Source organism: Cryobacterium aureum (genome assembly GCF_002954245.1).
GTDB classification, from domain to species: domain Bacteria; phylum Actinomycetota; class Actinomycetes; order Actinomycetales; family Microbacteriaceae; genus Cryobacterium; species Cryobacterium aureum.
Genome location: NZ_PPTG01000033.1, coordinates 1 through 25002 on the forward strand (window position 1 = coordinate 1; position 25002 = coordinate 25002).

The window sequence follows — 25002 nt, forward strand, 5'->3', positions numbered from 1 at the left end:
TGCAAATGCTCTACACACTCCGCTGATCGACGGCGACGCTAAGCCGACAAAACAAACGCCGTTCCCCGCAAACAACCAGCATCGACACGGTTCCTCGGCTTAACGTCATCCTCGGCATAATCGCTGTGAAATATGGTGCCGTTGGGGTCGAGGTGGCCGTGGTCGCGTGCCATTTCCAGCGCGTCGATGATCAGGCTGGTGCGCATGTGGCTGGCCATGGACCAGCCCACCACCATGCGGGTGCAGAGGTCGATGACGGTCGCCAAATACAGCCATCCCGAGCCGGTGCGCAGGTAGGTGATGTCGCCGCAGAACCGGGTTCCCGGGACGGTCGAGAGGAACTCTCTCTTCCCGTCCCCGTCGAGCATGTGATTGCGGATGTGCTCAGTTCTGGCATCCGGATCGACGGTGGTGGTCTTCTTCCAGGCCCGCATGCGCACGGCCCGCAGGCCACGGCCGCTGAGGATCGTCCCGACCGTGCCGCTGGCGATGCTGACGCCTTCCTGACTGAGGATGGTGGTGATCTGGTCCCGGCCAGCCATGCCCTTCTCACGCTCGTAGATCCGCACCACGTGCGCGTCCAGCACGGTGTGACGCATCTGTGTCGGAGTCGGAACGACCGGCCGCAGCGAGCGGTAGAACGAGGCCCGTGAGACCTTCAGCTTGCGGCACATCCAGTCGATGGGGAAGGAAGCCTTCTCCGCCAAGATAAACACGAAGTAGTCGTTTATCGTTGTTTCGCGGCGAAGAAGGCGCTGACTTTTCCCAGGAACTCGATCTCCCTTTTCAGTTCAGCGTTCTCCGCCTGCAGGGCCTGGTATTTGGCCCATTCGACCGGGCCCGGTTCGGCAGCACCAGCTTCGGGGTGTTCCTCTTTCCAGAGGCGCACCCAGTTGCCCAGCGTCCCATCAACGACACCGATTTCCGGGGCGACTTGAGCGACCGGGCGGCCCGATGAAATCACCAGCTCCACGGCCTCAGCCCGGAACTCAGCATTGAACTTTCGACGATTAGTCATGAAACAGATTCCCCTTACCTCTGTCTCAATTCACCATACGGGCGCACGGTGGCCACCGGGCAGGTAGCCCTTGACGAAGTCTTCGTAGGAGTTGCTCGGAAGTGCCCTACGTCAGTTGGGCGGCACTGGAATGTTGTGTGAGCGCAGGTATCCGACGAGTTCTCTTGGTATCCAGTCCTTTGTGCTTTCCATATCGTCCATTCGAGCGTGGAAGTCTGATGCTGCCATGGTGGTTGCGGCGTCGGATCCGTGCCGGAAATTGGGCGTACAACCAGGACGAACGTTAACGAGGTAGCCGGTGTATTGACTACTGCCGGCGTCCACGACCCACGTGCCATCGATATAGACACTGATGTGTCGCTCGCCATGACCGTAACGGGTACGTATCGCTGTGGGCATGGGGGTACTGTCGTACTCGCCCGTGGTCGTAGTCGGCCATTTCCCGGAGTACTTCACAGCTTGTAGGAACGACTGCACGAGTGGATCGAGATCTACGACTTGAGCGAGGGCTCGATGATAGCGCGCCGCGTCTGCATCGTTGTCTGCGTCTTCGACTGCGTCGGACCAGGAGATAACCATGCAGCGATCTTCTCACAACGTGCGGGTCTCCCACTTTCACGTTCGAAGTGTGACCGGTATCCATATCGGCTTTGGTGAGCATGCGGAGCGCTTCAAGGTCGGTGAACGTCTTCGCGTCGGCGAGGGAGCCGAAGCGTTCGGGGAACGTCGGGGAGAATTTTCAGGGTCGTGAACCACGCCTCGCGATAGAGATTATCGTTACTCACCCGAGACCTCGAATGCGACTTGGTGACCTCCAGATCAGACAGTAATGCCGCGACGGTTTTGGACATCATTGACGTGCCGCGGTCAGCGTGAACGACCTGCGGGACGCCGTGAATACCGAAGATTTCCTTCATCATCTCCACCGCCAACTCGCCCGATTTCGACGCGTGAACATACGCGCCGACGATGTACCGGGAGTAAATATCGATCATCACGGAAGCATCGAAGTACTTCCCCTTGACCGGACCGGCGAGCTTCGTAATGTCCCAGTTGGAGCCTGGCCCGGGCCCGTGGCGATCAATTCGGGGATCGCCCGCGCCGTGTCGCGTGCCAAACGGCGGCGGTCCTTGACCTGCTGGTTTTCGTTCAACACCCGGTACATCGTTGAAATTGAGCACAAGTACGCGCCCGGACCCAACGAGATCGCGGCCAGCGGGATCGGTTTGGCGCCGGCCTTTGGGCTGATCAGGATGTCGGTGAGGTGCACGGCCGTGTAGTCCCACGTCGGCACGACGCGCCTGTCGATGCTTTTCTGCTCGTACCAGCTGGGGGAGATGTAGGCGTCGGGGCCGGTCACAATGATCAGCGCGGGGCTGCCGGGCACCAACGCCCGCCACTGCCGATTCGCGCGCGCCATGTGCATGACGACAGTGTTCTTGTGCCAGATGATCGGCAGGAACGTCGCCTGCGGGATCCCATTCGTGCTGACGGTGACGAACCACGCGGTGCGGACGCTGGCAACCATGGTTCGAAGTACAGCCTCGTTCTCGATGAGGTTATGTCGAGGAATATACACAGCGTTCTCCTTCTCAGGCCAGCCCGGTCTCGGTGACCGGGTCGTGACGAATGGGGTGCTTGCGGTCTCCGCCGCGTTGGGAAGCGGTGCCGGCGAGGACGACGAGTACGATGCCGATGATTTGCACTAGTGACGGCATTTGGCCGAGAACGAGCAGGCCGAACAATAGGCCGTGGACCGGCTCGATCGCCATCAGCGTGCCGAAAGCGGATGCTGACAGGCGGCGCAGCGCGAGCATCTCCAGTGCGAACGGCAGAACCGGCAGCAGCAGGGCAAGTCCTGCGGCCGCGGCGATGATGCCGAGGCTGAGGTGGCCAACGGCTTGCGGAATTCCGACGATCGCAGCGGTTACGGCGGCAATGGGGATGGTGATTGAGAGCTACTGGATGCCGGTGAAGCGATCGCCGGCGCGCTGGGTGAGCAGGATGTAGCCGCCCCAGCAAACAGCACCGAGCGAGGCGAAACCGATCCCGACAATGTCAACAGCGCCGTGCCACGGCTCGGTGAGGAGCACGACTCCGAGAAGCGCCAGGGCGGGCCAGACCACGGCTCTCGCATTGCGGCTGCGTGCAGCGGCGACGGTGAGCGGCCCGAGGAACTCGATGGCGACCGCGGTACCGAGCGGGATGCGCTCGATCGCGATGAGAAAGGACATGGTCATCACACCGGTGGCTATCCCCAGGCCCAACAGCACGGGCATATCCGGGAGCCGGATGGACCGAAGCGGCGGGCGGGCGAGAATCAGGAATACGATTGCGCCCACACTGAGTCGGAGCCACGCCGTCCCGGCGGGCCCGACGCTGTCGATCAGTCCGACTGACAATGCCGAGCCCAGCTGCACGGAAACCATCGCCGTCACGGCCAGCACCCACGATGGAACGGGCAGAGCCGCCGGTGCCAACGCGCTCATAGGCCGGTGGCGCTGATCGGACGGATCATGCGCGAATCGTAGCCGGGGCGCGAGAGCCGGTCGGTTCATAGACGGTCAAAAAGAAGTGCGCCGGCTCGCCACCCTCGTTGCCATAGGAGTAAGCCACGTCACCGGGGAACATAATCGCGTCGCCCGCGGCGAGCTCGTGGGGGTCGTCGCCGACCTGAAGCGTCACGACACCGAGGTGAACACGGAGCAGTTCTCTGGCGCCCTGATGGTGAGGTTTGCTGGCGTGACGCTCGCCAGGGTTCAGCTGCCAGTCCCACAGTTCCACGACGTCGGGCGGCGGTGTGCTCACCAGCAGTACGCCGTGGCCCCCGTTTTCTCCGGTCCACAACTGAGCGCCCTCGCCGGCGCGAATGACTTTCACCAGCCGCGACGAGGGTGGCTCGACCAGCGCCGACAGCGTGATGCCGAGCGCATCGCTGAGGCTCAACAGAGTTCCGATGCTCGGGTTAGCCTGACCATGCTCGAGGTTGACCACTTGACGGCGGCTGATGCCGGCAGCCTCGGCGAGGTGGTCAAGTGTCCACTCTCTCGCCAGCCGCTCCCGACGGATGCGCGCGCCGATCGTCGAGGCGAGCGTCACAGCATCCACTTGCAGGGGAGCGCTTTCCGCTCTCACAGTGCAGCAGTCCCGGACAGGATGACGTCGGCCCGACCGCCTACCCACAGCTGGTCGTCCTCGCTGGAGATGTAGATGCGTCCGCGCCGCCCCATGGCTGTGCCCTGGGATGCTCGGTACGGGGCGCGGGTGCGACCGGTTGAGATGAGCCATTGGGCGGCTGAGGCGTTCAGGCTTCCCGTGACGGGATCTTCGCGTAAGGGTGTGTTTCCGTCTGTGAAAAACGCCCTCAGTTCGAACGCCGTCTCAGAACCGGAGTCGTGAGCACCGATCACTCCGATGTCCCATCGGCCTGCATGCGCTGAGGCATCTGGGCGAAGGTCAAGAACGGTCCGGGCGCTGTCGAGCAGCAGACCCACCCATCCCGGGCCGTTGTCCAGCCACGCAACATCGACCACGTGCTCTGACTCGATACCGAGAATGTCGACCAGTGCAGCGACCATCTCGGGGTCAACCGCACCCGCGCGCAGAAGTGGCGGCGCGGCGAATGCAAGACGGTCCTCGTCGATGCGAATGGACACGAGTCCTGCACCGCATTCCTGAACCACGACGCCCGAAATCGCCGGCACGCCACCCGCGTGCAGCCAGGCCCGAGCCGTGCCCAGAGTCGGATGGCCGGCGAACGGTAGCTCAGTGCTCAGACTAAAGATTCGGACTCGATAGTCTGCCCCACCACCGTGGCAGGCAGAACAAACGTGCACTCAGAGAGATTGGACCACACCGAAAAGTCTCGTAAAATGTCGTCGTCAAGGCCCTCAGCGTCGAGCACGACGGCAACTGGATTCCCGCTGCAGACACCGTCACCAAACACGTCGACCTGGTAAAATTTCCGGTTCATCCTAAAACGATATCAAATGCACGGATAGTGAACTATGTTGCACTTTCCTTGAACCAATCATCCGGTCACTCCCAGAAACAGTGCGGCAAATTTCCGAGCCGTGATTCCCCCTACCTTTCTGTGCGGCGGGGCGGGCGGCATCCGCTGCGAGCAGCGAGAGTCCGGTTTGCGAACAGCGTTCATTGTCTATTTTTGACAGCGCCGCGTGCCCATTCCCGTTCCCTACACGCGAACGGATGCTGAGGATTACGTCACGACTTACTGCGGCACCAGGTGGGCAACCGAAAAGAGCTGCACGTGGGCGATCCGGATCGCCGATGAGTTCGCAGGTGCCATCAGCCTCGATAACATCGGGTTCGAGCGAGCCACGATCGGCTATTGGATGGCACCCCAGTTTCGTGGCCGCGGCATCCTCACCGAAGCCGCCAACGCTGTGGCATGCCTACGCGGGCAATGTCGCATCCGCTCGTGTCGTGCGCCGTGTCGGGTTTGCCTTCAAGGAAACACTCCGTCTCGGCGCCATGGGCGGGAGACCAGGGAGGACGACTGGGTGGCGATCAGCTGCCGATTTGAACGAAAGCGCGAAGGGGCGAATCAAAGTCGTGTGCCTCGATGAAGCCACTGGATTCGTAGAACGCACGTTGCCCGGATTCGTCATCGGTGAGGAGAACCTTTTGGCGGACGTGAACGTAACGTTCCAGGATGTTATCCACCAACGCCTTGCCGATACCTTCTCGGTGATGGCCAGGGTCCACGAGGATATCCTGCAGATAACAGATGGAGATGTCGTCGGATATGGCTCGGGCAAGCCCGACCAGCTCACCAGCTACGTCGCGGGCCGTAACCACGTGGGACGACTGATGCACTGCGCGGGCGAGGGAATCCGGGTCGCTCGCGTACGCTGACCACCCGACCTGTGCGTAGAGACGCACGAGGTCGGTTACGCTGACTTGCTTCGAGACGGAAAGCACAAAGGCGGACATCTAGACATGCTTTCACACGTCGACGGTACTTCGGTCGGGCGGCGTTTTCGCTCCAAACCACCATTTAACGGATGCCTTCGCGGTGTCGACCGCGTATCCGGTCCTGCGTGCGGCCTATCCGCGCCGAATCCGGGATGCGTCTGGGGTGGGATTGACTCCGTGGCGGAGCGGGCCGTGCTTCAGATTGCAGCGAACTTCACCCGCTCCACGACTCGCTGAGCGAACGGTGCGGCACGGATCGGCGGAGAGTAATCTGCGCTGAATCTGCTGGCGAGTTCGCTGCTCGAGATTCGAATGCACCGGTCGGGACCGTCTTTTGTGTGCAATAGGCTAATACTGCCATGGGTTTCTCATGGAATGCACAGGTGATGTTCACCCTGTGCCCGCATGCACACATCAATCTTGGGGAGATCACGACATTTATGTCGCTTGAAAACACGCCGCCGTCCACGCCACCGAATCCGTTCCAGCCTGGATCGATGCCGCCGACTCCGCCCGCGCCGGACCAGACCGCGCCGGACCAGACCTCTTCTACTCAGGCAGCTCCTGCTCAGGCAGTGCCGGACCAGGCAACTCCGACACAGACCAACCCCTACGCCGCACCCGGCGGGCAGCCCCAGGGGCCGATCGCACCGAACGCGTTCTCCACGATCGCGCCGCGCGCGTGGCGGGGAGCCATCGCATCCGCTGGAATCGGCTACGGAGCGGCGTTCGTTGTCGCACTCCTGACGGTTGCCCTGACCGGACTTCTCACGAGTTGGGAGATGTTCTCGGCCGGCTGGCTCGTATCCGGCTCGGTGCAGTTGGTCGCGCTGTCGACCTTTGGCCAGCTTGGCGCGTCGGCAGACGTTGAGTTCTTCGTCTCCTTCGCCGGCAGCGTCGCTGTCGGGGTACTTCCGCTGCTGGTGCTCGCCGCTTTGCTGGCCGGTAGCTATGTGTCCAGCCGATTCGTCGGGCGCGGGGTGTGGCACGCCTCCTCGGCGCTCATTCTGTCGGCCGTATCCGGGCTCACGCTCGCCATCGGTGTAACCGTTCTGGCGGCCGTGCTGCCGGTGAAGTTCCCCGACCTGCAGCTGGACATTCCTATCGGCTCCACCTCCGCGGCATCCGTCGGTTCCTTCCTCGGCGCGCTCGTCATCGGATTCGCCGTTTCCTACGTGGCCCGGCTGCAGGCCACAGACGGATGGTCGCGCCTGGTCGCCCGCGCAACCTGGTTGCCGTGGGGCACCGTGCGCATTGCGTCCCTGCACCTCGGCGGGTTCATCGCCGTGTTGGCAGTCGTGCTGGCTATTCTGACTCCGCTCTCCGAGGCCGACGAATTCATCGGAGTGCTTCCGGTGTTCCTGCTGACCATCGCCATTAATGCTGTCGTGATCGGCATGTTGGGCGTTTTCTCCGCCGATCTGAGTGATCTGGACCGCGTGCTGGCGAGCCTGGGCGGCGCATCCGACGAGCAGACTCAGCAGAACCTTTCCGTGTTCACCGACGGAATCACCGGCTACGTCTGGCTCATCGTGCTGCTCGCTGTGATTTTGGCGGTTGTCGCTTCGCTGTTGCTCGCCGTTCGTCGCAACCGAGTGCGGCCGGCGCCGTTGTCGTGGCTGGCGACCATCGCCACATACCTGGTCTGCGGCTTGATTCTGCAGCTGCTCGGCAGCGCCCTGGTCACGGCGTCGATGACCGCACCCGAGAATGCTTCGGCATCGGGAACGTTCGGTCCCGCAGCGTGGACCTTTCTGATTTTCGCCATCTGGGGCGCCGCTGTCGAGGCCCTCACGCGCTTCGTCGCACCGGTTGTCCTGGCCTATGCGACGCCAGGGGTGATTGGCGCCCTCGTTAAGCTCTCCGGTCAGGAACGCCTGCTGCCCGTTGTGCCGACGGTACCGCTCGTGCCCGCTGCAGCCGGCACGCCTTTTGCCGCTGCGGGGATGCCGAACACGATCGATCCCGCCAGCGCATCTGCCGCCAGCGCTTATCCCGCCACGGCCGGCCAGCCGGGTGCCGCACCGCTCCCGTTTGCCACCAGCACCATGTCTCCGGCCACTGCCAAGCGGGTCAAGGTCGGCGCCATCATCGTCGGTGCAGCTGTGCTGCTCGTCATTGCGGGCAGCGTGGCCGGCGGCATCGTGCGTTCCTCGGTGTTTGGCCCGCAGAATGTCGCGACCGCCTATCTGGATTCGTTGGAAAAGGGCAACGCCACGACGGCTCTGAAACTGCTGGGGTCTTCAGCGGATGCCGGTGACGGCCTGCTCTCCAACGACATCTTTGGGCTGGCGACCGATCGCATCGAAGACGCCGCCATTTCGGATGTCAGCATTGTCGGAGATGTCGCCCAGATCGAGGTGCACTTCAAACAGGGCGGAGTCGCCGATTCTGCCGTGCTGAAACTCACCCGAACGAGCACTGACTGGCTGATCGCCGATCACTGGTCCATTCTGAACGCCGAGCCAGGCCAGATTGATGTCTACCTGCCGTCCAGAATGGACGATGTAGACCTCGAGGCGAACGGCGCGTCGGTCGGGACGACAAAGGACGGCGGGCTGAACCTGCCGGCCTTCCCTGGCACCTACGAAGTGGCCATTCCCGCCACCGACTACTTCGAAGAATCATCGGTAACCTATGTCGTGAGCGGGTTGCTCGGCGGCTCCGGTGAGTTCGAATCGAGTGACGACGTGTTCACGGCGACCCCAACCGCCGAGTACGAAGCCGCCGCTCTGGACGCCGTCAACACGCTCATCACGACCTGCCTCGCCGCGGGCGATGCCGCGTCTGACGACTGCCCGTACATGGGGTACATCTCTTCTTACTACTCCAACGTGGTCTACACCCTCGTGACGGAGCCCGACCTCACGGTGGATCTGTCGTACGAGGAGGGTGGGTTGACGGTCAGCACCGACACCTACGGTGTCGTGACCATGGCGTACGACGTCAACTACGGATTTTCCTCCGAGATCCGCCACGAGACCGAGGAGAACTACCTCACGATCACCGCTGAGGTCAACGTTGTCGACGGCGAGGTCGTGGTGACCGAGGTCTACTAACCGATCACCAGAGCACGCGAGGTTCGGGTTCGGCTTTACGCCGAACCCGAACTTTTTTTGTGCCAGGGGTGGTCATTTTCGACTACCCAATCAGGGATGAACTGAGGGTGTTTCATGATATAGATTTAAGTGGGGGAATTCCCCCGGTCGACTCGTGGCAATCAAGCGAGGCGAAGTTGCCGACCGCGTGCCTCTTCAGCCTTTCCGTGAAGCGTTTCACTGAACAAAAGCGCTCACTGCGCATCGATGGATGACGGAAGGCGTGATTGATCATGACACCCCACAGCCGCAAGAATCACTCTCGGCCGCCAGCTCCGTCTGATGGCACCGTTATCGTTGATACGAGTCTTCCGGGCGGCGAGAGCTCGGTCGCCCAAGCTGCCGTGCTGGAGAAGAACCTGCTCCAGCAGACCGTGAGTCTGCAAGACGCCATCTTCAACAGTGCCAACTTCTCCAGCATTGCCACGGATGCCCAGGGCGTCATTCAGATCTTCAACGTGGGTGCCCAGCGCATGCTCGGGTACACCGCCGACGAGGTCGTGAACAAGGTCACGCCGGCAGAAATGCACGACCCAGAAGAGATCATTCTGCGAGCAGCCCAGCTCAGCCTGGAGTTCGGCACCACAATCAAGCCCGGTTTCGAAGCTCTAGTCTTCAAGGCGAGTCGCGGCATTGAAGACATTTATGAGCTGACTAAGGTGCGCAAAGACGGCAGCCGGTTTCCGGCGATCGTCTCAGTGACCGCCCTGCGAGATGTCAATGCGGCCATTATCGGCTACCTGCTAATCGGCACAGACAACACCTCGCGCAAACAGGTGGAGATTGCCCAGTCGGTTCTCGATCAGCGGCTTCGCGACCAGCAGTTCTACACGCGTTCTCTGATCGAATCGAATATCGATGCGCTCATGACGACCGACACCATGGGTATCATTTCCGACGTGAATCAGCAGATGATTGAGCTGACTGGGCGCACCAGGGACGAACTCATCGGCGCTCCCTGCCGCAATTTCTTCACCGACCCGGCTCGAGCCGACACCGCAATTCGGCGGGCGCTCGCCGAGAACAGGGTCAACGATTATGAGCTCACGGTGCGAGCGCTCAACGGTGATGAAACCGACGTATCTTACAACGCGGCAACGTTCTACGATCGAGATCGGGTCGTGCAGGGCGTTTTCGCCTCCGCTCGCGATGTCACCGAACGCAAGCGGTTCGAGCAGGCGCTCAAAGAAAGCAACATTGAGCTGGAACACGCCAGCCGGATGAAAACCGAGTTTCTGGCCACCATGTCGCACGAACTGCGCACCCCCCTGAACGCCATCATCGGCTTCTCCGAGGCGCTGAAAGACGGTCTCATGGGTGAGATGAGCGAGTCCCAACGTGAGTACATCGGCGATATTTACACCAGCGGTCATCACCTGCTCGACCTGATCAACGACATCCTCGACCTGTCCAAAGTGGAGGCGGGAATGATGGACATCGAGTTGGAAGCCGTTGATATTCGTTCTTTGCTGGAACAGAGCCTGCTGATCGTTCGCGATGGTGCTGCAGCGCACGGCGTCCAGCTTCGTTTTGAGGGTGCAGACGATCTCGGCGATCCGCAACTCGACGTGCGCAAGACCAAACAGATCGTTTACAACCTGCTCTCGAACGCGGTGAAATTCACCCCAAACCAGGGTCGAGTCACTCTCATCGCTAAACGCGTACCGCGCAGCTTCGTCGGAAAAATCGCCGGCTCCTGGCCCGTTCATGATTTTCCGCTGCCGAAGAGCAGCGTCACGGACTTTCTGGAGATTCGCGTCGTCGACACGGGAATGGGCATCTCCTCCGAGAACATGTCGAAACTCTTTCTGGCGTTCAGCCAGATTGACAGCACCCTGGCCAGACGATTCGAGGGCACCGGCCTGGGCCTGGCCACGGTCAAGCAAATGGTTGGAATCCAGGGCGGTACGGTGGCCGTGGCCAGCGCCGAGGGTGAGGGTGCGAGCTTCGCGGTGTGGCTGCCACTGGGAACCAGCGACCAGAATGCGCCGGCCTGGTCGGCGCCGGGCTCGAAAAAGTCGGCTCCCCATCAAGATGCAGCCACCTCGGACGGTGTCCCGGCGCCGTCGAAATACCGGCCGAAACCGCATCCGTTTCAACCGGTAGCTGCAGCGAACGCGGGGACGGCGTCGCCCAACGTGGAGGTGTACTCGACCACGACCGGGCAGCCGACCGCGGAGTCCCTCGCCGTTGCCGCGAAGTCGCAACCGCACCAGGACTACGAGGCGCGATCGGAGAAACACGTCGCCCTCGTCATCGAAGACGACGCCAAGGGCGCTGAAGTACTGCGGCTGCTGCTCGAAGCCGAAGGTTTTCGGGTCATCGTAGCCCCGAGTGGTGAGGAGGGGCTCGCCATCGCCCCGCACCAGCATCTCAGCCTCATCACGCTCGACATTCGATTGCCGGGTATGGACGGTTGGGGCTTTCTGATTCGGCTTCACGAGTTCTCTGATCTTGCCGCGGTTCCCATCGTGATCATTGCGGGGGACACCGATGTGAGCCTGGCCCTGACCCACGGTGCGGCCGCAGTGCTGGAGAAGCCGATCAGCCGGGCGGCGCTGCAGCAGTCTCTGAACGTGCTCGGCCTCAGTCCCGACGCCCTGCGCACCCGACGAGTGCTGGTGGCCGACGACGATCCCGAAACCGTCGACGTGATCGCACGATTCCTGACCCGACCGGAGTATGCGGTTGAGCGTGCGTTCACCAAGAATGATGCCATCGAGATGGCGCAGAAATTACATCCCGACCTCGTGCTGCTCAATTTGATGATGGAGGGATTCAGCGGGTATCAGGTGGTGTTGGCGTTGCAGAGCGACGAGAGCACCGAGCATATTCCGGTGCTGGTCGTCACCGGGAAACAGCTCACCACGCAAGAACTTGCGGCGGTCGACAGCGACCCGAGTCAACCCGTGCGGGTGCTGGGCACGAAGAACTTCAACCGAACGGCCTTCATGGCCGAGGTCAAGCGCGCACTGTCTCCGCGCGACCCGCTGGGTGGGTGACGGCATGGCCAGAATCCTGATCATCGAAGACAATCCCATCAACATGAAGCTGACGACCCTGCTCGTCAGAAAGGCCGGCCACTCCACGCTGGCTGCCGTCGACGCCGAGAGTGGCCTGTTGCTCGCGCGGGTCGAAGTGCCCGACCTGATTCTGATGGACATCCAGCTGCCGGGGATGGACGGACTCGCCGCCACGGCCGAGTTGAAGAAGAACCCGATCACCGCGCATATTCCCGTGATAGCACTGACCGCGATGGCCATGTCCCGTGACCAGGATCGCGCCCGCGAGGCCGGTTCTGACGCCTACATCACCAAGCCGCTGCACTTTCACGAGCTGAAGGACGCGATCAACTGGCTCATGCCCCTGGCAGAGGACGAAGTGGCGTCAGATGAGGCCGGTTCCCGCACTCGCGACGTTCTGCAGCCGTCCTCGCCGCTGCGCGAGACGCAAACGGATGTTCCCCCTGCACACCAAACACAGGTCACCCGTCGCGCTCCCGGCGCGACCCGCATACTCGTGGCTGAAGACAACCCGACCAATCAGAAGCTCATACTCTGGCAACTGAACCTGCTGGGCTACGAGGCCGATCTGACTGACAACGGTGCCCTCGCGTTCGCGCGGTGGACGACCGGCGACTACGACCTGGTGATCACCGACCTGCACATGCCGGAGATGAACGGCTACGAATTGGCTGCTGCCATTCGGGCGGCGGAACCGCAGGGTACCCGCATGCCGATTCTGGCGATGACGGCCAGCGCGGTGCGCGGCGATGCCGACCACGCCCGCATGGTCGGCATGAACGAATACCTCATGCGTCCCCTGCACCTGGCCAAGCTGCGGGCGGCCCTGCTGAACTGGCTGCCGCTGGAATCGGATCTGTAGCCGGTCACAATCCCGGAATGCTGAGCGTGCGACGCAGCAGCGTCAGCGTTCGGTCGAGCGATTCGGCCAGGGTCGGCGCCAGGGCGCGCTGCGCCGGTTTCGCGTCGGCGTTGGTCAGTCGCTCGAAGTCCGGAATCCACTGCAGGGCCATGTAGCGCACCACACCGAGCATGGCGTGGGTGAGCAGTTCGGCCTGCCCGTGCCGAAAGGCCCGGTCGGCGTCGTTCTCGGCGTCCACGGCAACGCCGCGACCCAGGCGCAGGTAGACCAGCTCGGTGATTTCGGCGGTGACCCGCGTCATCCGCTCCATCTGTTCCTGCATGAGCTCGGGATGCGCCCCGAAGATGCGCAACCGGTCGGTGAACAGCTGCTCGTCGATGCCTTCGCGGGGGCCGATCGCGCTCATCAGGGTGAGCACATCGGGCAGCAGGTCGTCGCCGGGGGCGGCGATGAAGGCCCGGGCCCGGCTCTCGTCGATGCTGGGCGGTTCAGCCCCGACAATAGCGGCCTTCTTGGTCTTGAAATAGTTGAAGAAGGTGCGCTGTGAAATGCCGCTCTGGCTGCAGATCATGTCCACGGTGACGTTGTCGAAACCGTGTTCCAGAACGAGGCTGACCGCGCTCCGCTCCACCCGCAAGCTCGTTTGGTGATGCTTGCCCTCACGAGTGTGAGTGCGCGCTGTCGGGGTGTCGGTCATGCCTCGTCCTGATTCATCGGGGGTGCGGTGATGGTCGGGTTACTCGTACCGCAGTGACTCGATCGGGTTCTGCCTGGCCGCGCGCTGGGCCGGCAGGGTGCCGGAGAGGAACGCAATCAACATGACCAGCAGAATGACGAAGGCCACCGAAGTCGGCTCAAACAAGAGGATGTTCAACCCGGGTAGTCCCGACAACAAGCCTTTCGACAGCACGGCACTCAGCGCTGAACCGAGTCCGATGGCCACGCCGGCACCGATGGCGCTGCCCAGAAACCCGATAACGATCGCCTCGAGGCTGAATAGCGTGTAGACCTTGCCGCCACTCATGCCCATAGCTTTCATCAGGCCGATCTCACGGGTGCGCTCCTGCACGCTCATGAGCAGGGTGTTGATTATGCCGAATGCTGCTGCGATCAGGGCAATCACGGCGAAGGCGTTGAGCACGCCGACGATGCCGTTGATCACAGTCTGCACGGCACCCAGCTGGTCTTCGATGGTGCTCGCGGTGTAGCCCGCGGTGGCGAGGTCCGCTTTGAGCGCGGTGACGGAATCCGCTGACAGCGCGGTGTCGAAGTGGGCGACGGCCACGCCGTAGCTCGTGACGGCCGTCTCGATGCCGCCGGACTGCGCGTCGGCCAATTCGGCGATGAGCGCATCGTTCGCGCCGGCGCCGGCAGCGAGCAGGCTCTCCAGCGAAACGCCCACGACGGTGGCGTTCACGGTATGCTGCTCGCCGAGAATATCGGTGATTCCGATCGAAACGGATGCCCCCACCGCGTCGTCCGCCGAGGCGAACCCGAGCGGAGTGACGAACGTGTCCGGCAGCACGAGCTGGGCCTCGCTGGCACTGCCATCGAGCTGCGCGCCGGCGGTGAGGTCGGCGGTGGTGACGGCCGAGGTGGCGTTGATGCTGAACTCGTACTGCGAGCCGGTGCCGTACTCGATGTAGTCGGGCTGAACAGCGCGAATCGGATCGACCGAGACAATACCGGCGGTGTCGCCGATCTTGGTCAGGTCGGTATCGGTCAGCGCCTTGGTCGTGGTGCCGGGAGGGCCCTGCTGGCTGGAGACCGACGCTGAACTGCCCGCGTCATACTTCACGGGGCCGTCGCCGGCAGCGGTGGCATCGTTGGCCTGCGTGATGATGAACACGTCGGGGGAGCCGAGGGCGCCCACCTGGGCGTCGACGTACTGGCTGACGCCGGCACCGACCGCGTTGGTGAGGGTGAGGGTGAAGGCACCGACGAAGATGGCCAGAACGGTCAGGGTCGTGCGGAGCTTGCTGCGAAAAGTGTTGGAGATCGCGGTGGCGACGAGGTCTTTGGTTCTCATGCTGCGCCTCCGGCGGTGGTCAGTGCTTCCGGGGTAGCCTGCGCGTGGGCCCCGGTGTGGGTCGAGCCGGTGTGCGTCGACGTGGTCTGCGACACGACCAGTCCGTCGCGAATGTAGATCTGCCGGTCGCAACGGGCGGCGAGGTCTTCGTCGTGGGTGACGATGACGAGCGTGATGCCCTGGCTGCGATTGAGTTCGAACAGAATGTCTTCGACCACGGCTCCGGTGGCGGTGTCGAGGTTTCCGGTCGGTTCGTCGGCGAAGATCACGCGCGGCGCATTGACCAGGGCGCGACCGATCACGACGCGCTGCTTCTGACCACCCGAGAGGGTTGTGGCCTTGTTGCCGGCCTTGTCGGCCAATTCGAGTTGTTCGAGAACCTCCATGCCGCGGCGGCGGCGCTCCTTGCTGCCCATACCGGCGATCTTGAGCGGCAGAATGACGTTGTCGAGCACACTCACGTTGGGGGTGAGAAAGAACTGCTGAAAGACGAAGCCGAACTCCTTGTTGCGCAGCTCATTGACCGCGCGCTTGGAAAGCGACTTAGCGTCGTGCCCGGCGACTTGAAGCGTTCCCTGGTCGGGTTCGTCGAGCAGGGCGAGCAGGTGCATCAGGGTCGACTTGCCCGACCCACTCTTACCGACGATCGCCACGGTCTCGCCGGGCGCAATTTGAACGGACACCCCTTTCAGAGCGTCGAAACGGCTCGCACCCGACCCGTAGGATTTTTCCAGGCCTTGCGCATCAATTACCCACTCGGAGTCCATCGGGTTCCCTCGGTTCTGGTGGCCCACTCAGGCCATATTTGCAGTAACTGCACTCTAATTTGCAGTTGCTGCAATTTACCTGAGGATGGGCCGTTTTCGAACGGATGCTCCCGCGCGAGTCGGTCTACAGATCGAGAGTGTCGCCGGGTTCCAGCGGAAAGAACTCCCCACCACCGAGTTTCGTAACGCTCTCGTATCGGGAGTTGGACAGTTCCTTGCCGGCGCGGGACAGCAGCATTTCATGGGTGGGAAAGCTGCGCTTGGGCTTGATCGCGACGATGAAATCCATCGCCTCACTCATTTTCATCCAGGGCGCAGCGGCCGGCACGGCGAGCGTGCCGATCTCAACGCCCTCGGGAATGGTGAACGCGTCGCCAGCGTAATACAGCTCGTCGTTGACGAGTACCCCGACGTTCTCGATGACCGGGATCGATTCGTGGATGACCGCGTGGGTGGCGCCGAAGAAGCGCAGGGTGAACGGGGTTATCTCGATGACGTCGCCGGCCTTGACGATGGTGATCGGGGTGTCGCTGAGAGCGGACGCCGCGATGGCCCTGGCAACGCCGGCCGGAGCGAAAATGGCGACGTCACGATTCATCTCGATGATGCGGGTGAGCTGCTCGGGAGTCCAGTGATCGGCGTGCTCGTGCGTGATCACGACGGCGACGGCGCCGGCCGTGCCGGTGAGCGCCGTGGTGAACGAACCGGGGTCGATGTAGAGCTTCTTGCCCGAGAGTTCGACGATGAGCGCGGCATGCTCCAGCTTGGTCAGTTTCATGCCTCGAGCTAACCTCGATTCGGGTCGTGGCGCAACAGCATCGGCTTTCTTGAAGGGTGGCGGCAGCCGTCGCGACGCGCCGCGCACGCTCAGTTTGGAAGTGCGCTCCTCTGTGTGGCATACTCGGTAAGTTGCAAAAACGGCCCCATCGTTTAGCGGCCTAGGACATCGCCCTCTCACGGCGGTAACGCGGGTTCGAATCCCGCTGGGGTCACAATTGCCCGGTTGCCTTCTCGTGAAGGTGCTGGGCGCTCGTTGTTTAAGGGAGTGCTTCAGCCTGTATAGGCTCGTAGTCATGGCAACAGTCATTCTCGTGCGGCACGGTCGCACCACAGCCAATGCCACCGGAATGCTGGCCGGACGTACCCTTGGAGTCAGACTCGACGAGGTTGGGCGAGAGCAGGCTGCCCGCACGGGGGAGCGGCTCGCCGCGGTACCGCTGGTCGGCGTGGTCTCCAGCCCGTTGGAACGGTGTCAGGAGACCTCGAGCCTGATCCTTGCGCACCAGGCCGGTTCACCGGTCAGTTCGGTTGACGCGGACATCACCGAATGCGATTACGGAAACTGGCAGGGTCGAGCGCTCGCCGAGCTCGCCCTGGAAAAACTGTGGTCCGTCGTGCAGACACAGCCGTCAGCGGCCGTTTTTCCCGGCGGCGAGTCGATGGCGAGAATGCAGGCCCGGTCGGTTGCCGCCATTCGGCGCCAGGACGCGCTCTATGAGACGCAACATGGGCCAGACGCCGTATGGGTGGCGGTCAGTCACGGTGACATCATCAAATCGATCCTGGCCGACGCGCTCGGCATGCACCTGGACCTGTTCCAGCGCATCTCCGTCGGTCCGGCGTCGGTGTCGATTGTGCGCTATGGGCCGCATCGCCCCAACGTCATTGCCACCAATACCGACGCCGGTGACCTGTCCTGGCTGCGCGCGAGTGCTGGCGGGGCCGACGCGCCGGTCGGCGGCGGTGCCGGTCCTGACGCGCCACAGACATTGCGCTCGTAAAATAGTCTTATGCCCACAATCGTTCACGAATTTGACTGGCCCGATCGCGTCGTCGTCGGCACCGTCGGCGTGCCCGGATCACGCACGTTCTACCTGCAGGTGCGCACCGGAGCCCAAATCGTCAGTATCGCCCTCGAGAAACAGCAATCTGAGCTGCTCGCCGAGAAGATCGACGAGATGCTCGAGCAGTTGACCACGCACGAGGGCAACTCGTTCAGCGTGCCGGCCAGTACGCCGATCGAACTGGTCGACAACGACCCGCTGGAGCAGCCGGTCGATGAGCAGTTTCGCACCGGCACGATGACCCTGGGCTGGGACCCGAGCACCGCGCAGGTGGTGATCGAGGCGTTTCCACTGGTGGACGACGAGGACGACCCCGACGCAGCCAGCCGAGAGCCGGCGGAAATGTTGGTCGTGCGCATTCCGGTGGGTTCTGCGCAGGCCTTTGCGATGCGTACCCGCGAGGTCGTCGGGGCCGGTCGCCCCATTTGCGTGCTCTGCGGCACTCCCATCGATGCGGACGGGCACGTCTGCGCCCTGCCCGGCGACCGCTGAGCCGATGGAGCCAGACCTCGACAACGCAGAGCTCGAGCTCACCGGCCGCATTCGGTCGGCGTCGAATGCGACCTTCCTCGGGCGCATCGACGGTGTTGTGGTCGTCTACAAGCCGATGGCTGGTGAACGCCCGCTCTGGGACTTTCCGGGCGCAATCCTCGCCCACCGTGAGGCTGCGGCGTATCTGGTCTCGGAGGCCCTGGGCTGGAACGTGGTGCCGCGTACCTGGCTGCGCGATGGCCCCGGCGGTGTCGGCATGGTGCAGCTCTGGCAGGACTCCGACCCGGACCAGGCCGCAGTCGACCTCGTCTTGACCACCGGTGTACCGGATGCCGGCTGGCGCCAGGTTTTCGACGGACGGGACGAGGAGGACCGCGCGGTCACCCTCATCCACGAAGATTCTGCCGCCCTGCGGAGGATGGCGGTCTTCGACATCGTCGTGAACAATGCCGATCGCAAGGGTGACCACATTCTGGCCATGCCAAACGGTCACCGCTACGGCGTCGATCACGGCCTCACCTTTCACGTCGACGACAAGCTGCGCACGGTCTTGTGGGGATGGCTGGGCGAGAAACTCACCCGTGACGAGTTGGCCGGCGTGGAACGACTACGTACCCAACTCTCTGGCCCGCTCGGCCAGACGCTCGCCGGGTTGATCACCGGCCCGGAGATAGCGCAGCTCGCCGCGCGGTGCGATCTCTTGGTGGCCGAGCCCCGGTTTCCCGCCCCGCGCGGTGGCCAGTCCGCCGTGCCCTGGCCGCTGTTCTAGGTGCGGGTCATTCCCGGCTGCGCCGCTGATCCCGCACCGAGTGATTCCCCCCGTCAAGCAGGCGGAAGTGCGGGCACAGCGGCTCGAGGTAACCGGAAACGAGTGTCCCGCGACAGAAGTACGTTGTAGAAGTCGTTTGAGAGATTCGAGGAAAATGACCCAGTTCGGGACCGAGGCGCAACACTCGCCGGTCTGGGAAACGTGAGTGTCAGTGCGAAATCAGGTTCGCACAGAAATCCAAAAGCATGTGAGATTCCCTCGACTTTGAGGGTCGAGCTTGGTACACTTGTTCTATGAGCCAGAGCGGCGACACCCACCAGCCGGGCCTCGTCGATCCGTTCTTCGCCGCCCACGGTTACTGGCCTTCCGCGCCCGAGGAGCGCGCCGAGTTTGATGCGTTCTGGGCGCAGTGCCAGGCCGACTTTCGGGTCGAGATCGCCGAGGGCCTTGGGCAGTTCGCTCCGTACGATGCCCTCGAAGACGTCGATACTGCGCCCGTCAGCCCGGACCCCTTCGTAACGGATCCCTTCGCAGCGAATGCTGTCGGTTCGGAGTCTGTTGGTCCGGAGCCTGTCGGCCGCGCGTCCTACCGCCGTGAGATGCCGGCGGGCCCGCCTCTGCCGGCCGGCCTGGACCTGACCGAGGTCTTTGCCGCTGTGCCGCCCGAGCACCGGTTCGATGACGACCTTCGCGAGGAGTTCCTCTACACCGAGTACCTCCGCACCGAGCATGACAGTGACGACGAACCTGGCCAGCCGCTACCGTTCGACAGCAGTGCGGCTGACAGTGGTGCGGCCGACAGCAGTGCGGCTGACAGTGGTGCGGCCGACAGTAGTCTGGCCGACAGTAGTCCGGGCGACGTTTTGAGTCCGTTCCAGCGGCATCAGGCGCAGTTCGTGGACCGGGTGCTTTACTTCGAGAGGATCATCGCGTGGGCGCAGGCGAGCAAGGCTGAGGTTCTCACCGAGGCGTGGGACTACACCACTAACACTGCCGAGACCGGGCGCCCCCAGGCTGGTCCCGAGCATGAGCATGACTGGGACGCCACCTTTGCCGCGCAGCAGGGCCTCGTGGCGGAGATGGCGTGTGCGCTGCGCATTCCGGGCGGTACCGCGTCCGGGCTCCTGCGGGAGAGCCGGCAACTGGTGGTCGAGCGGCCCGATACTCTCACCGCGCTCCGCGCCGGAGACATTTCCCTCCGCCATGCCCGCCGGGTGATCGAGCAGCTCGGTTCCGTGCCGCAGCCCGCCCGGGCCGAACTCGAGGCGATGTTGCTGCCGCACGCCAAACGCCTCACCGCGACGCAGTTTGACGGCAAGGCCCGCAAGCTCCGGGAACGGTTCCACCCTGACAGCATTACCGTGCGCCGCAGCCGGTGCCTGTCCGATCGCCGGGTGCTGTTCTTCCCCGATAAAGACGGCATGGCCACCCTCTGGTTGCGCGCCGCTGGCGACGATCTGCAGGGCATCTATACCCGGGTCACCGACGCCGCCCTCAGCCTGCAAGGCCCGGGCGAACCCCGCACCCTCAGTCAGCTGCGCGCCGATGTCGCCATCGACTTGCTCGCCCAAGGAGTCACCGGCAGCGGCCTCGGCGCCGGACTCACCGCCAACGTCAACATCACCGTCCCGGTGCTGACTCTCCTGGGAAAAAGCGACGAACCCGGCGACCTCGAAGGCTACGGGCCCATCGACCCGGAAACCGCCCGGCGCCTGGCCGGCACGGCGACGAGTTTCCTGCGCATCCTCACCCACCCGCACACCGGCATCGTCCTCGACGTCAGCGCCACGCCGTTCCGGGTGCCGGCGAGTCTGAAGAAATACCTGCGGCTGCGCGATGGCACCTGCCGGTTCCCCGGCTGCAACCGCTCCGCCGGCCACAGCGACCTCGACCACACCATCGACAAACAATTCGGCGGCCCCACCACCGCCACCAACCTGCACTTCCTCTCCCCGGCGCACCACAACCTCAAGCACTTCAGCGACTGGAAGGCCGTCGCTGACCCCGATGGAACCCTGCACTGGACCAGCCCCGCCGGCAAACACTACGCCACCGACCCCGCCACCCGAATCAGCCCCCACCTACAACAAGCACCACCACCAGCAGCAGCACCACCGGCCGCACCACCACCACCCGAGCCCAACCCGTGGACCTCCGCCTGGGACACCGACAAAGCCGGGAACCCTGACCCCCACCCGTTCTAGTGTGGTCGAGGCCAAGAAGACCAATCGAAGAGGCCTGGGACAGCCGATCTCCTCCAGCACTCAGCCCACCGCAGCGTTTAAGCGCTCGAAGCCGACGTCCGCAACTGGGTTAGAGAATGGGACGAAAACCAAAGCCATTCAACTGCACCAAATCCGCGGAACAGATCGTCCAATCCCTCAAACGACTTCTACAACGAACTTCCGACGCAGGAGACTAGCGCTGGTTAGCGAGCGCAGAGTCGCCAGAGCGAGGTGACCTCGCTCTGGCGCACCGCGTGCAGCGGGTCGCTCGTGTCGGTTGCGCGAGTGTGCACGGCGGGCGCCTCGAGAGCACCGATCACCCGCAAGCCCGCCGCATCGATGACCTTCAGTAGATCATTGCGGGAACGCAGCCCGACCAGTTCGGCAAAATCGGAGAGCACCAGCCACACCTCACCCCCGGGCTGCAGATGGTCAAGCACACCGGCCAGAAGGCTTTTGAGCATGCGCGAACCGGGGTCGTAGACCGCGGCGTCGAGCAGTGAGTGCGCTGTCGCCGGAATCCACGGCGGGTTGCAGACGATGAGGTCGGCGCGCCCTGCGGGAAAAAGATCGGTCAGTTGCACCTCAACGCGCTCGGCGAGCCCGAGTTGCGACACCGTTTCGCGAGCGGATGCGACGGCTCGCGGCTCGATATCCGTCGCGACCACCCTCGGCACACCCCTGGCCGCCAACACTGCCGCGAGAACCCCGGTGCCGGTGCCGATGTCAAAGGCCACCCGAGGCTCGGCCAGGGGCGCGCTCGCCACGAGGTCGACGTATTCGCTGCGCACTGGAAAGAATGTGCCGTAGTGCGGATAGATCGACGCGTTCAACGCGGCAACGGGAATGCCCTTGGTGCGCCACTGGTACGCGCCAATCGTGCCGAGCACCTCGTGCAGCGACACGACGGATGCCTCCGCGATGCTCCCATAGGCGTCGACGGTGGCCGCGACCACGTCGGGAGCCCGGCGCAATCCGATGATGTTGCCGGACTGCAAGGGGACGAGCAGCAGACCGAGGATCCGGGCCCGGTGCGAACGATTCTGCCGATACCGGTAGAACAACTCGCCGGTCGTACGCGCGGTTTTGTCGGGACGTGGCCGCGTGCGGTGCTCGAGGGCCGTCAAAATCTGGCGGGCGTTCTGAAAGTCCCCATTCCAGAGCATGGCGACGCCCTGCGAGGCCAGTCGGTAGGCGGCATCCGCTGTGATGGTGTCGTCAACGGGAACGACGCTCGTGGGGGCTGGCGCGCTGTTGGCCGAACGCCAGATTGCTGAGGCCGGAGTGCCGTCCTGGACCCAGTGAACATGTGCACGGTTGTTGGCTGAGGAAGTCATCGAACCCGGTGCATAGTCATAGCCTTCAAGTATAGATCGCCGCCACGAGGTGCCCGCTGAATGCCGTAATACCCTGCGCCGCCGGCTGGGACGTATCAAGGCCTGACTCTGAAGGTTTGTATATGTGGTGAGTCACCCGGCTGGGGCGTAGACGAGCATTCTCCCCTCTTAGTGGGTGATTTCGATCCTGGGGTAATACCCATTACATGCGTCAGGCTGGGAATTCGGTAGTTCGCCGACTCGTTGCCCTCCGTGAAACTCCAACGGTGGATGGCGCACCTTGACGAAAGCACGCTCCATGACGCTCCGCACTTCACCGAACGGCAGGCCGCCAGTTGGTCGTCCCAGACACTCCGCCCGACCGCGACGGACGACGATTGCGCTCCGATGGACCGGTGCCGTCGGGGTGGCCGCCCTGATCGGGTCGATGCTGGTTGGCGGCGTTGCTGCCGCTACTACCGTGACCGCGCGCCCCAACCTTGGTTTTGCGAACTCGTATGTCGTTCTGGGCAACTCGGCCGTCACGATCAGCGACGCGGGGAGTGTCGAGGGCACCTTCGGCTCCGACCTGGGGGTATCCAGTCCAACCGGGGTCTATACCAACACCGGAACGCTCACGGGCGTGGGTGCTATCAACCTCAGGAATGCCGCAGCCCAGCGAGCGCAGGCCGACCTCACAGCGGCGCACACCGCAGCACTGGCCTTGACCGGGAACTACATTCTTTCGGGAGAGTTAGCTGGAAAGACCCTTCTGCCGGGTATCCACACCTCCGACAGCAATGTGACGCTGACCGGCACGGTCACTCTTGACGCACGGAATGACCCGGATGCCATTTTCCTCATGGTGGTGCACGGCGCCTTCGACACTGCGGCCAGTGCACGCGTGATTCTGGCCAACGATGCGCAGGCCGGAAACGTCTACTGGTTCATCGGCGCGGCGTTCACCATTGCGGCCACCGCAGACTTCAGCGGTCGGGTGATCGGCGGCACTGCCGGTACTCTGTCGGCAGGTTCCGTCCTTCACGGCCAGCTGCTCACGACGGGAACAGCGATTACCCTCAGCGCTGCGGCACGTATCATCAATGATGCCCCGTCGGGCACGGCCACCACGGACTGGGTCGATCAAAACCTCGGAGCCATGACCGACGGAGTGTCCTACTCCGACCGTCTCTCGGTCGCGTCGTCCGACCATAGATTGGTCGGCGCTGAGGACGTGGCCTGGGCCGTGACAGCGGGGCAATTACCGCCCGGGATCGCCCTGAATCCCGTCACCGGAACCGTGGCGGGCACGCGAACCGACTCGGCCAGCTACTCCTGGTCGATCACAGCCACAATCGTTGGCAATATTCGTATCACAAAGTCGTTTTCCACCGCGGACGTGAGCGTCCCGACCGTGATGTTCACCGGCGGTGCCACGCTCCTCACTAACGACCCGACACCGACGATCTCCGGCACAACCGATGCGCCCGATGGAAGCGCGGTATCCGTGCTGATCGACGGCACTACCGTCACGTCGGTCGTTGCACAGGGTGCATTCTCGGTGCCCGTGGCCGACCTCGGTGCCGATGGCAGCTATCCGGTCGTTGTCACCATCACCGCCGGCGTTGCCGGAACGGGGAGTCAGGCCATCACGCTTGATACGACGGCGCCGTCGCTCGTCATTACCGGCGGTTCGACGCTGACGACCGCTGATGGCACGCCGATGATTTCGGGTACGACGGATGCCCCGGTCGGTACGACGGTCACTGTGACCGTTGCAGGCCAGACGTTGGCGACCCGTGTTGTTGAAGGTGGTACCTGGTCGGTGACAGCCGCGGCCCTCGTTGAGGGCGAGCACACCATCACCGTTTCGATCACGGATGTCGCCGGCAATACCGGCACGGCAACGCAGAGTCTGGCGCTTGATACGACGGTGCCGTCGTTGGTCATTACCGGCGGTTCGTCGTTGACGACCGCTGATGGCACGCCGATGATTTCGGGTACGACGGATGCTCCGGTCGGTACGACGGTCGCTGTGCGCGTTGCAGGCCAGACGTTGGCGACCCGTGTTGTTGAAGGTGGTACCTGGTCGGTGACGGCCGCGGCCCTCGTTGAGGGAGAGCACACCGTCATCGTTTCGATCACGGATGTCGCCGGCAATACCGGTACGGCGACGCAGAGTCTGGCGCTTGATACGACGGCGCCGTCGTTGGTCATTACCGGCGGTTCGTCGTTGACGACCGCTGATGGCACGCCGATGATTTCGGGTACGACGGATGCTCCGGTCGGTACGACGGTCGCTGTGCGCGTTGCAGGCCAGACGTTGGCGACCCGTGTTGTTGAAGGTGGTACCTGGTCGGTGACGGCCGCGGCCCTCGTTGAGGGAGCGCACACCATCACCGTTTCGATCAAGGATGTTGCCGGCAATACCGGTACGGCGACGCAGAGTCTGGCGCTTGATACGACGGTGCCGTCGTTGGTCATTACCGGCGGCTCGTCGTTGACGACCGCTGATGGCACGCCGATGATTTCGGGTACGACGGATGCTCCGGTCGGTACGACGGTCGCTGTGCGCGTTGCAGGCCAGACGTTGGCGACCCGTGTTGTTGAAGGTGGTACCT

At 63.3% G+C, this 25002-nt stretch carries 22 protein-coding genes, 1 tRNA gene and 2 pseudogenes; 10 read left to right on the forward strand and 15 right to left on the reverse strand.

Features of this window, described 5'->3' with window-relative positions; all coding sequences use genetic code 11:
- Positions 1 to 38 precede the first annotated feature (38 nt).
- From CJ028_RS13095 to CJ028_RS21835, 9 genes and pseudogenes are all read right to left on the reverse strand, one after another.
- Complete coding sequence (locus CJ028_RS13095; RefSeq protein ID WP_129590488.1) at positions 39 to 716, reverse strand: DDE-type integrase/transposase/recombinase; 678 nt, start codon at positions 714 to 716, stop codon at positions 39 to 41.
- 11 nt (positions 717 to 727) lie between these two features.
- Positions 728 to 1018 carry a transposase gene (locus CJ028_RS13100; RefSeq protein WP_105035687.1) on the reverse strand — a complete coding sequence of 97 codons (291 nt, stop codon included), beginning with the start codon at positions 1016 to 1018 and terminating at the stop codon, positions 728 to 730.
- A gap of 682 nt (positions 1019 to 1700) precedes the next feature.
- Positions 1701 to 2213: pseudogene (locus tag CJ028_RS13105) on the reverse strand (transposase); the annotation flags it as partial.
- Between the two features lie 75 nt (positions 2214 to 2288).
- Positions 2289 to 2597: pseudogene (locus CJ028_RS13110) on the reverse strand (FMN-binding negative transcriptional regulator); the annotation flags it as partial.
- A 13-nt stretch (positions 2598 to 2610) separates the two neighbouring features.
- A complete protein-coding gene (locus CJ028_RS21825) occupies positions 2611 to 2970 on the reverse strand; it encodes an EamA family transporter (RefSeq protein WP_338064141.1) in 360 nt (119 codons plus the stop codon).
- 6 nt (positions 2971 to 2976) lie between these two features.
- Positions 2977 to 3507, reverse strand: a complete 531-nt coding sequence (locus CJ028_RS21830; RefSeq protein ID WP_338064138.1) for an EamA family transporter — start codon at positions 3505 to 3507, stop codon at positions 2977 to 2979.
- A gap of 25 nt (positions 3508 to 3532) precedes the next feature.
- On the reverse strand, positions 3533 to 4153 hold the full coding sequence (locus CJ028_RS13120; RefSeq protein WP_240607262.1) for a helix-turn-helix domain-containing protein: 621 nt from the start codon (positions 4151 to 4153) through the stop codon (positions 3533 to 3535).
- A complete protein-coding gene (locus tag CJ028_RS13125) occupies positions 4150 to 4854 on the reverse strand; it encodes a PhzF family phenazine biosynthesis protein (RefSeq protein WP_338064139.1) in 705 nt (234 codons plus the stop codon). Before CJ028_RS13125 ends, CJ028_RS13120 begins: the two co-directional genes overlap by 4 nt.
- The gene (locus CJ028_RS21835) at positions 4791 to 4991 is read right to left on the reverse strand and encodes a PhzF family phenazine biosynthesis protein (protein WP_338064140.1); all 201 of its coding nucleotides are present in this window, start codon (positions 4989 to 4991) and stop codon (positions 4791 to 4793) included. Before CJ028_RS21835 ends, CJ028_RS13125 begins: the two co-directional genes overlap by 64 nt.
- A 205-nt stretch (positions 4992 to 5196) precedes the next feature.
- Here CJ028_RS21835 and CJ028_RS21980 point away from each other — a divergent pair, with 205 nt between their 5' ends.
- Positions 5197 to 5607, forward strand: a complete 411-nt coding sequence (locus tag CJ028_RS21980) for a GNAT family N-acetyltransferase (protein ID WP_105035688.1) — start codon at positions 5197 to 5199, stop codon at positions 5605 to 5607.
- Here the strand turns inward: CJ028_RS21980 and CJ028_RS13135 are convergent.
- Complete coding sequence (locus CJ028_RS13135; protein ID WP_105035689.1) at positions 5549 to 5974, reverse strand: GNAT family N-acetyltransferase; 426 nt, start codon at positions 5972 to 5974, stop codon at positions 5549 to 5551. The genes CJ028_RS21980 and CJ028_RS13135 overlap by 59 nt on opposite strands.
- Before the next feature lie 479 nt (positions 5975 to 6453).
- On the opposite strand from CJ028_RS13135, the gene CJ028_RS13140 reads away from it, so the two are divergent.
- From CJ028_RS13140 to CJ028_RS20975, 3 genes are all read left to right on the forward strand, one after another.
- Positions 6454 to 9015, forward strand: coding sequence for a hypothetical protein (locus CJ028_RS13140; protein ID WP_129590489.1), 2562 nt, complete (start codon positions 6454 to 6456; stop codon positions 9013 to 9015).
- Positions 9016 to 9287: 272 nt separating this feature from the next.
- Positions 9288 to 12056, forward strand: coding sequence for a response regulator (locus tag CJ028_RS13145; RefSeq protein WP_105035691.1), 2769 nt, complete (start codon positions 9288 to 9290; stop codon positions 12054 to 12056).
- Between the two features lie 4 nt (positions 12057 to 12060).
- Positions 12061 to 12939: a response regulator gene (locus CJ028_RS20975; protein WP_161498983.1), complete on the forward strand. Its 879-nt coding sequence runs from the start codon at positions 12061 to 12063 to the stop codon at positions 12937 to 12939.
- Between the two features lie 4 nt (positions 12940 to 12943).
- On the opposite strand, the gene CJ028_RS13155 is transcribed toward CJ028_RS20975, so the two are convergent.
- The 4 genes from CJ028_RS13155 to CJ028_RS13170 all read right to left on the reverse strand — a co-directional run bounded on the left by CJ028_RS13155 (position 12944) and on the right by CJ028_RS13170 (position 16513).
- The gene (locus CJ028_RS13155) at positions 12944 to 13636 is read right to left on the reverse strand and encodes a TetR family transcriptional regulator (RefSeq protein ID WP_105035692.1); all 693 of its coding nucleotides are present in this window, start codon (positions 13634 to 13636) and stop codon (positions 12944 to 12946) included.
- Between the two features lie 39 nt (positions 13637 to 13675).
- On the reverse strand, positions 13676 to 14968 hold the full coding sequence (locus tag CJ028_RS13160; protein WP_105035693.1) for an ABC transporter permease: 1293 nt from the start codon (positions 14966 to 14968) through the stop codon (positions 13676 to 13678).
- Positions 14965 to 15651 carry an ABC transporter ATP-binding protein gene (locus tag CJ028_RS13165; protein WP_439099046.1) on the reverse strand — a complete coding sequence of 229 codons (687 nt, stop codon included), beginning with the start codon at positions 15649 to 15651 and terminating at the stop codon, positions 14965 to 14967. The genes CJ028_RS13160 and CJ028_RS13165 overlap by 4 nt, the downstream gene beginning before the upstream one ends.
- 208 nt (positions 15652 to 15859) lie before the next feature.
- A complete protein-coding gene (locus CJ028_RS13170) occupies positions 15860 to 16513 on the reverse strand; it encodes an MBL fold metallo-hydrolase (RefSeq protein WP_105035695.1) in 654 nt (217 codons plus the stop codon).
- A gap of 141 nt (positions 16514 to 16654) precedes the next feature.
- On the opposite strand from CJ028_RS13170, the gene CJ028_RS13175 reads away from it, so the two are divergent.
- From CJ028_RS13175 to CJ028_RS13195, 5 genes are all read left to right on the forward strand, one after another.
- Positions 16655 to 16727: transfer RNA gene (locus CJ028_RS13175), tRNA-Glu, on the forward strand.
- Between the two features lie 81 nt (positions 16728 to 16808).
- Positions 16809 to 17516, forward strand: coding sequence for a histidine phosphatase family protein (locus CJ028_RS13180; RefSeq protein WP_105035696.1), 708 nt, complete (start codon positions 16809 to 16811; stop codon positions 17514 to 17516).
- Between the two features lie 9 nt (positions 17517 to 17525).
- Positions 17526 to 18071 carry a DUF3090 domain-containing protein gene (locus tag CJ028_RS13185; protein WP_105035697.1) on the forward strand — a complete coding sequence of 182 codons (546 nt, stop codon included), beginning with the start codon at positions 17526 to 17528 and terminating at the stop codon, positions 18069 to 18071.
- Positions 18072 to 18075: 4 nt separating this feature from the next.
- On the forward strand, positions 18076 to 18840 hold the full coding sequence (locus CJ028_RS13190; RefSeq protein WP_105035698.1) for an SCO1664 family protein: 765 nt from the start codon (positions 18076 to 18078) through the stop codon (positions 18838 to 18840).
- Between the two features lie 293 nt (positions 18841 to 19133).
- On the forward strand, positions 19134 to 21044 hold the full coding sequence (locus tag CJ028_RS13195; RefSeq protein WP_105035699.1) for an HNH endonuclease signature motif containing protein: 1911 nt from the start codon (positions 19134 to 19136) through the stop codon (positions 21042 to 21044).
- 224 nt (positions 21045 to 21268) lie between these two features.
- Here CJ028_RS13195 and CJ028_RS13200 read toward each other — a convergent pair whose 3' ends face one another.
- On the reverse strand, positions 21269 to 22402 hold the full coding sequence (locus CJ028_RS13200; RefSeq protein ID WP_105035700.1) for a methyltransferase: 1134 nt from the start codon (positions 22400 to 22402) through the stop codon (positions 21269 to 21271).
- A gap of 406 nt (positions 22403 to 22808) precedes the next feature.
- Here CJ028_RS13200 and CJ028_RS13205 point away from each other — a divergent pair.
- Positions 22809 to 25002, forward strand: a 2194-nt coding sequence (locus tag CJ028_RS13205; RefSeq protein WP_161498984.1) for an Ig-like domain-containing protein, incomplete at its 3' end; no start/stop codon positions are given.

What these genes read in the sequence shown, in the direction of transcription:
- CJ028_RS21835 (WP_338064140.1), bottom strand. Translation starts at nt 4,991, where the DNA reads ATGAACCGGAAATTTTACCAGGTCGACGTGTTTGGTGACGGTGTCTGC.
- CJ028_RS13170 (WP_105035695.1), bottom strand. Translation starts at nt 16,513, where the DNA reads ATGAAACTGACCAAGCTGGAGCATGCCGCGCTCATCGTCGAACTCTCG.
- CJ028_RS20975 (WP_161498983.1), top strand. Translation starts at nt 12,061, where the DNA reads ATGGCCAGAATCCTGATCATCGAAGACAATCCCATCAACATGAAGCTG.
- CJ028_RS13145 (WP_105035691.1), top strand. Translation starts at nt 9,288, where the DNA reads ATGACACCCCACAGCCGCAAGAATCACTCTCGGCCGCCAGCTCCGTCT.
- CJ028_RS13180 (WP_105035696.1), top strand. Translation starts at nt 16,809, where the DNA reads ATGGCAACAGTCATTCTCGTGCGGCACGGTCGCACCACAGCCAATGCC.
- CJ028_RS13190 (WP_105035698.1), top strand. Translation starts at nt 18,076, where the DNA reads ATGGAGCCAGACCTCGACAACGCAGAGCTCGAGCTCACCGGCCGCATT.
- CJ028_RS13200 (WP_105035700.1), bottom strand. Translation starts at nt 22,402, where the DNA reads ATGACTTCCTCAGCCAACAACCGTGCACATGTTCACTGGGTCCAGGAC.
- CJ028_RS13185 (WP_105035697.1), top strand. Translation starts at nt 17,526, where the DNA reads ATGCCCACAATCGTTCACGAATTTGACTGGCCCGATCGCGTCGTCGTC.
- CJ028_RS13195 (WP_105035699.1), top strand. Translation starts at nt 19,134, where the DNA reads ATGAGCCAGAGCGGCGACACCCACCAGCCGGGCCTCGTCGATCCGTTC.
- CJ028_RS13160 (WP_105035693.1), bottom strand. Translation starts at nt 14,968, where the DNA reads ATGAGAACCAAAGACCTCGTCGCCACCGCGATCTCCAACACTTTTCGC.
- CJ028_RS21830 (WP_338064138.1), bottom strand. Translation starts at nt 3,507, where the DNA reads ATGAGCGCGTTGGCACCGGCGGCTCTGCCCGTTCCATCGTGGGTGCTG.
- CJ028_RS13140 (WP_129590489.1), top strand. Translation starts at nt 6,454, where the DNA reads ATGCCGCCGACTCCGCCCGCGCCGGACCAGACCGCGCCGGACCAGACC.
- CJ028_RS13155 (WP_105035692.1), bottom strand. Translation starts at nt 13,636, where the DNA reads ATGACCGACACCCCGACAGCGCGCACTCACACTCGTGAGGGCAAGCAT.
- CJ028_RS13100 (WP_105035687.1), bottom strand. Translation starts at nt 1,018, where the DNA reads ATGACTAATCGTCGAAAGTTCAATGCTGAGTTCCGGGCTGAGGCCGTG.
- CJ028_RS13135 (WP_105035689.1), bottom strand. Translation starts at nt 5,974, where the DNA reads ATGTCCGCCTTTGTGCTTTCCGTCTCGAAGCAAGTCAGCGTAACCGAC.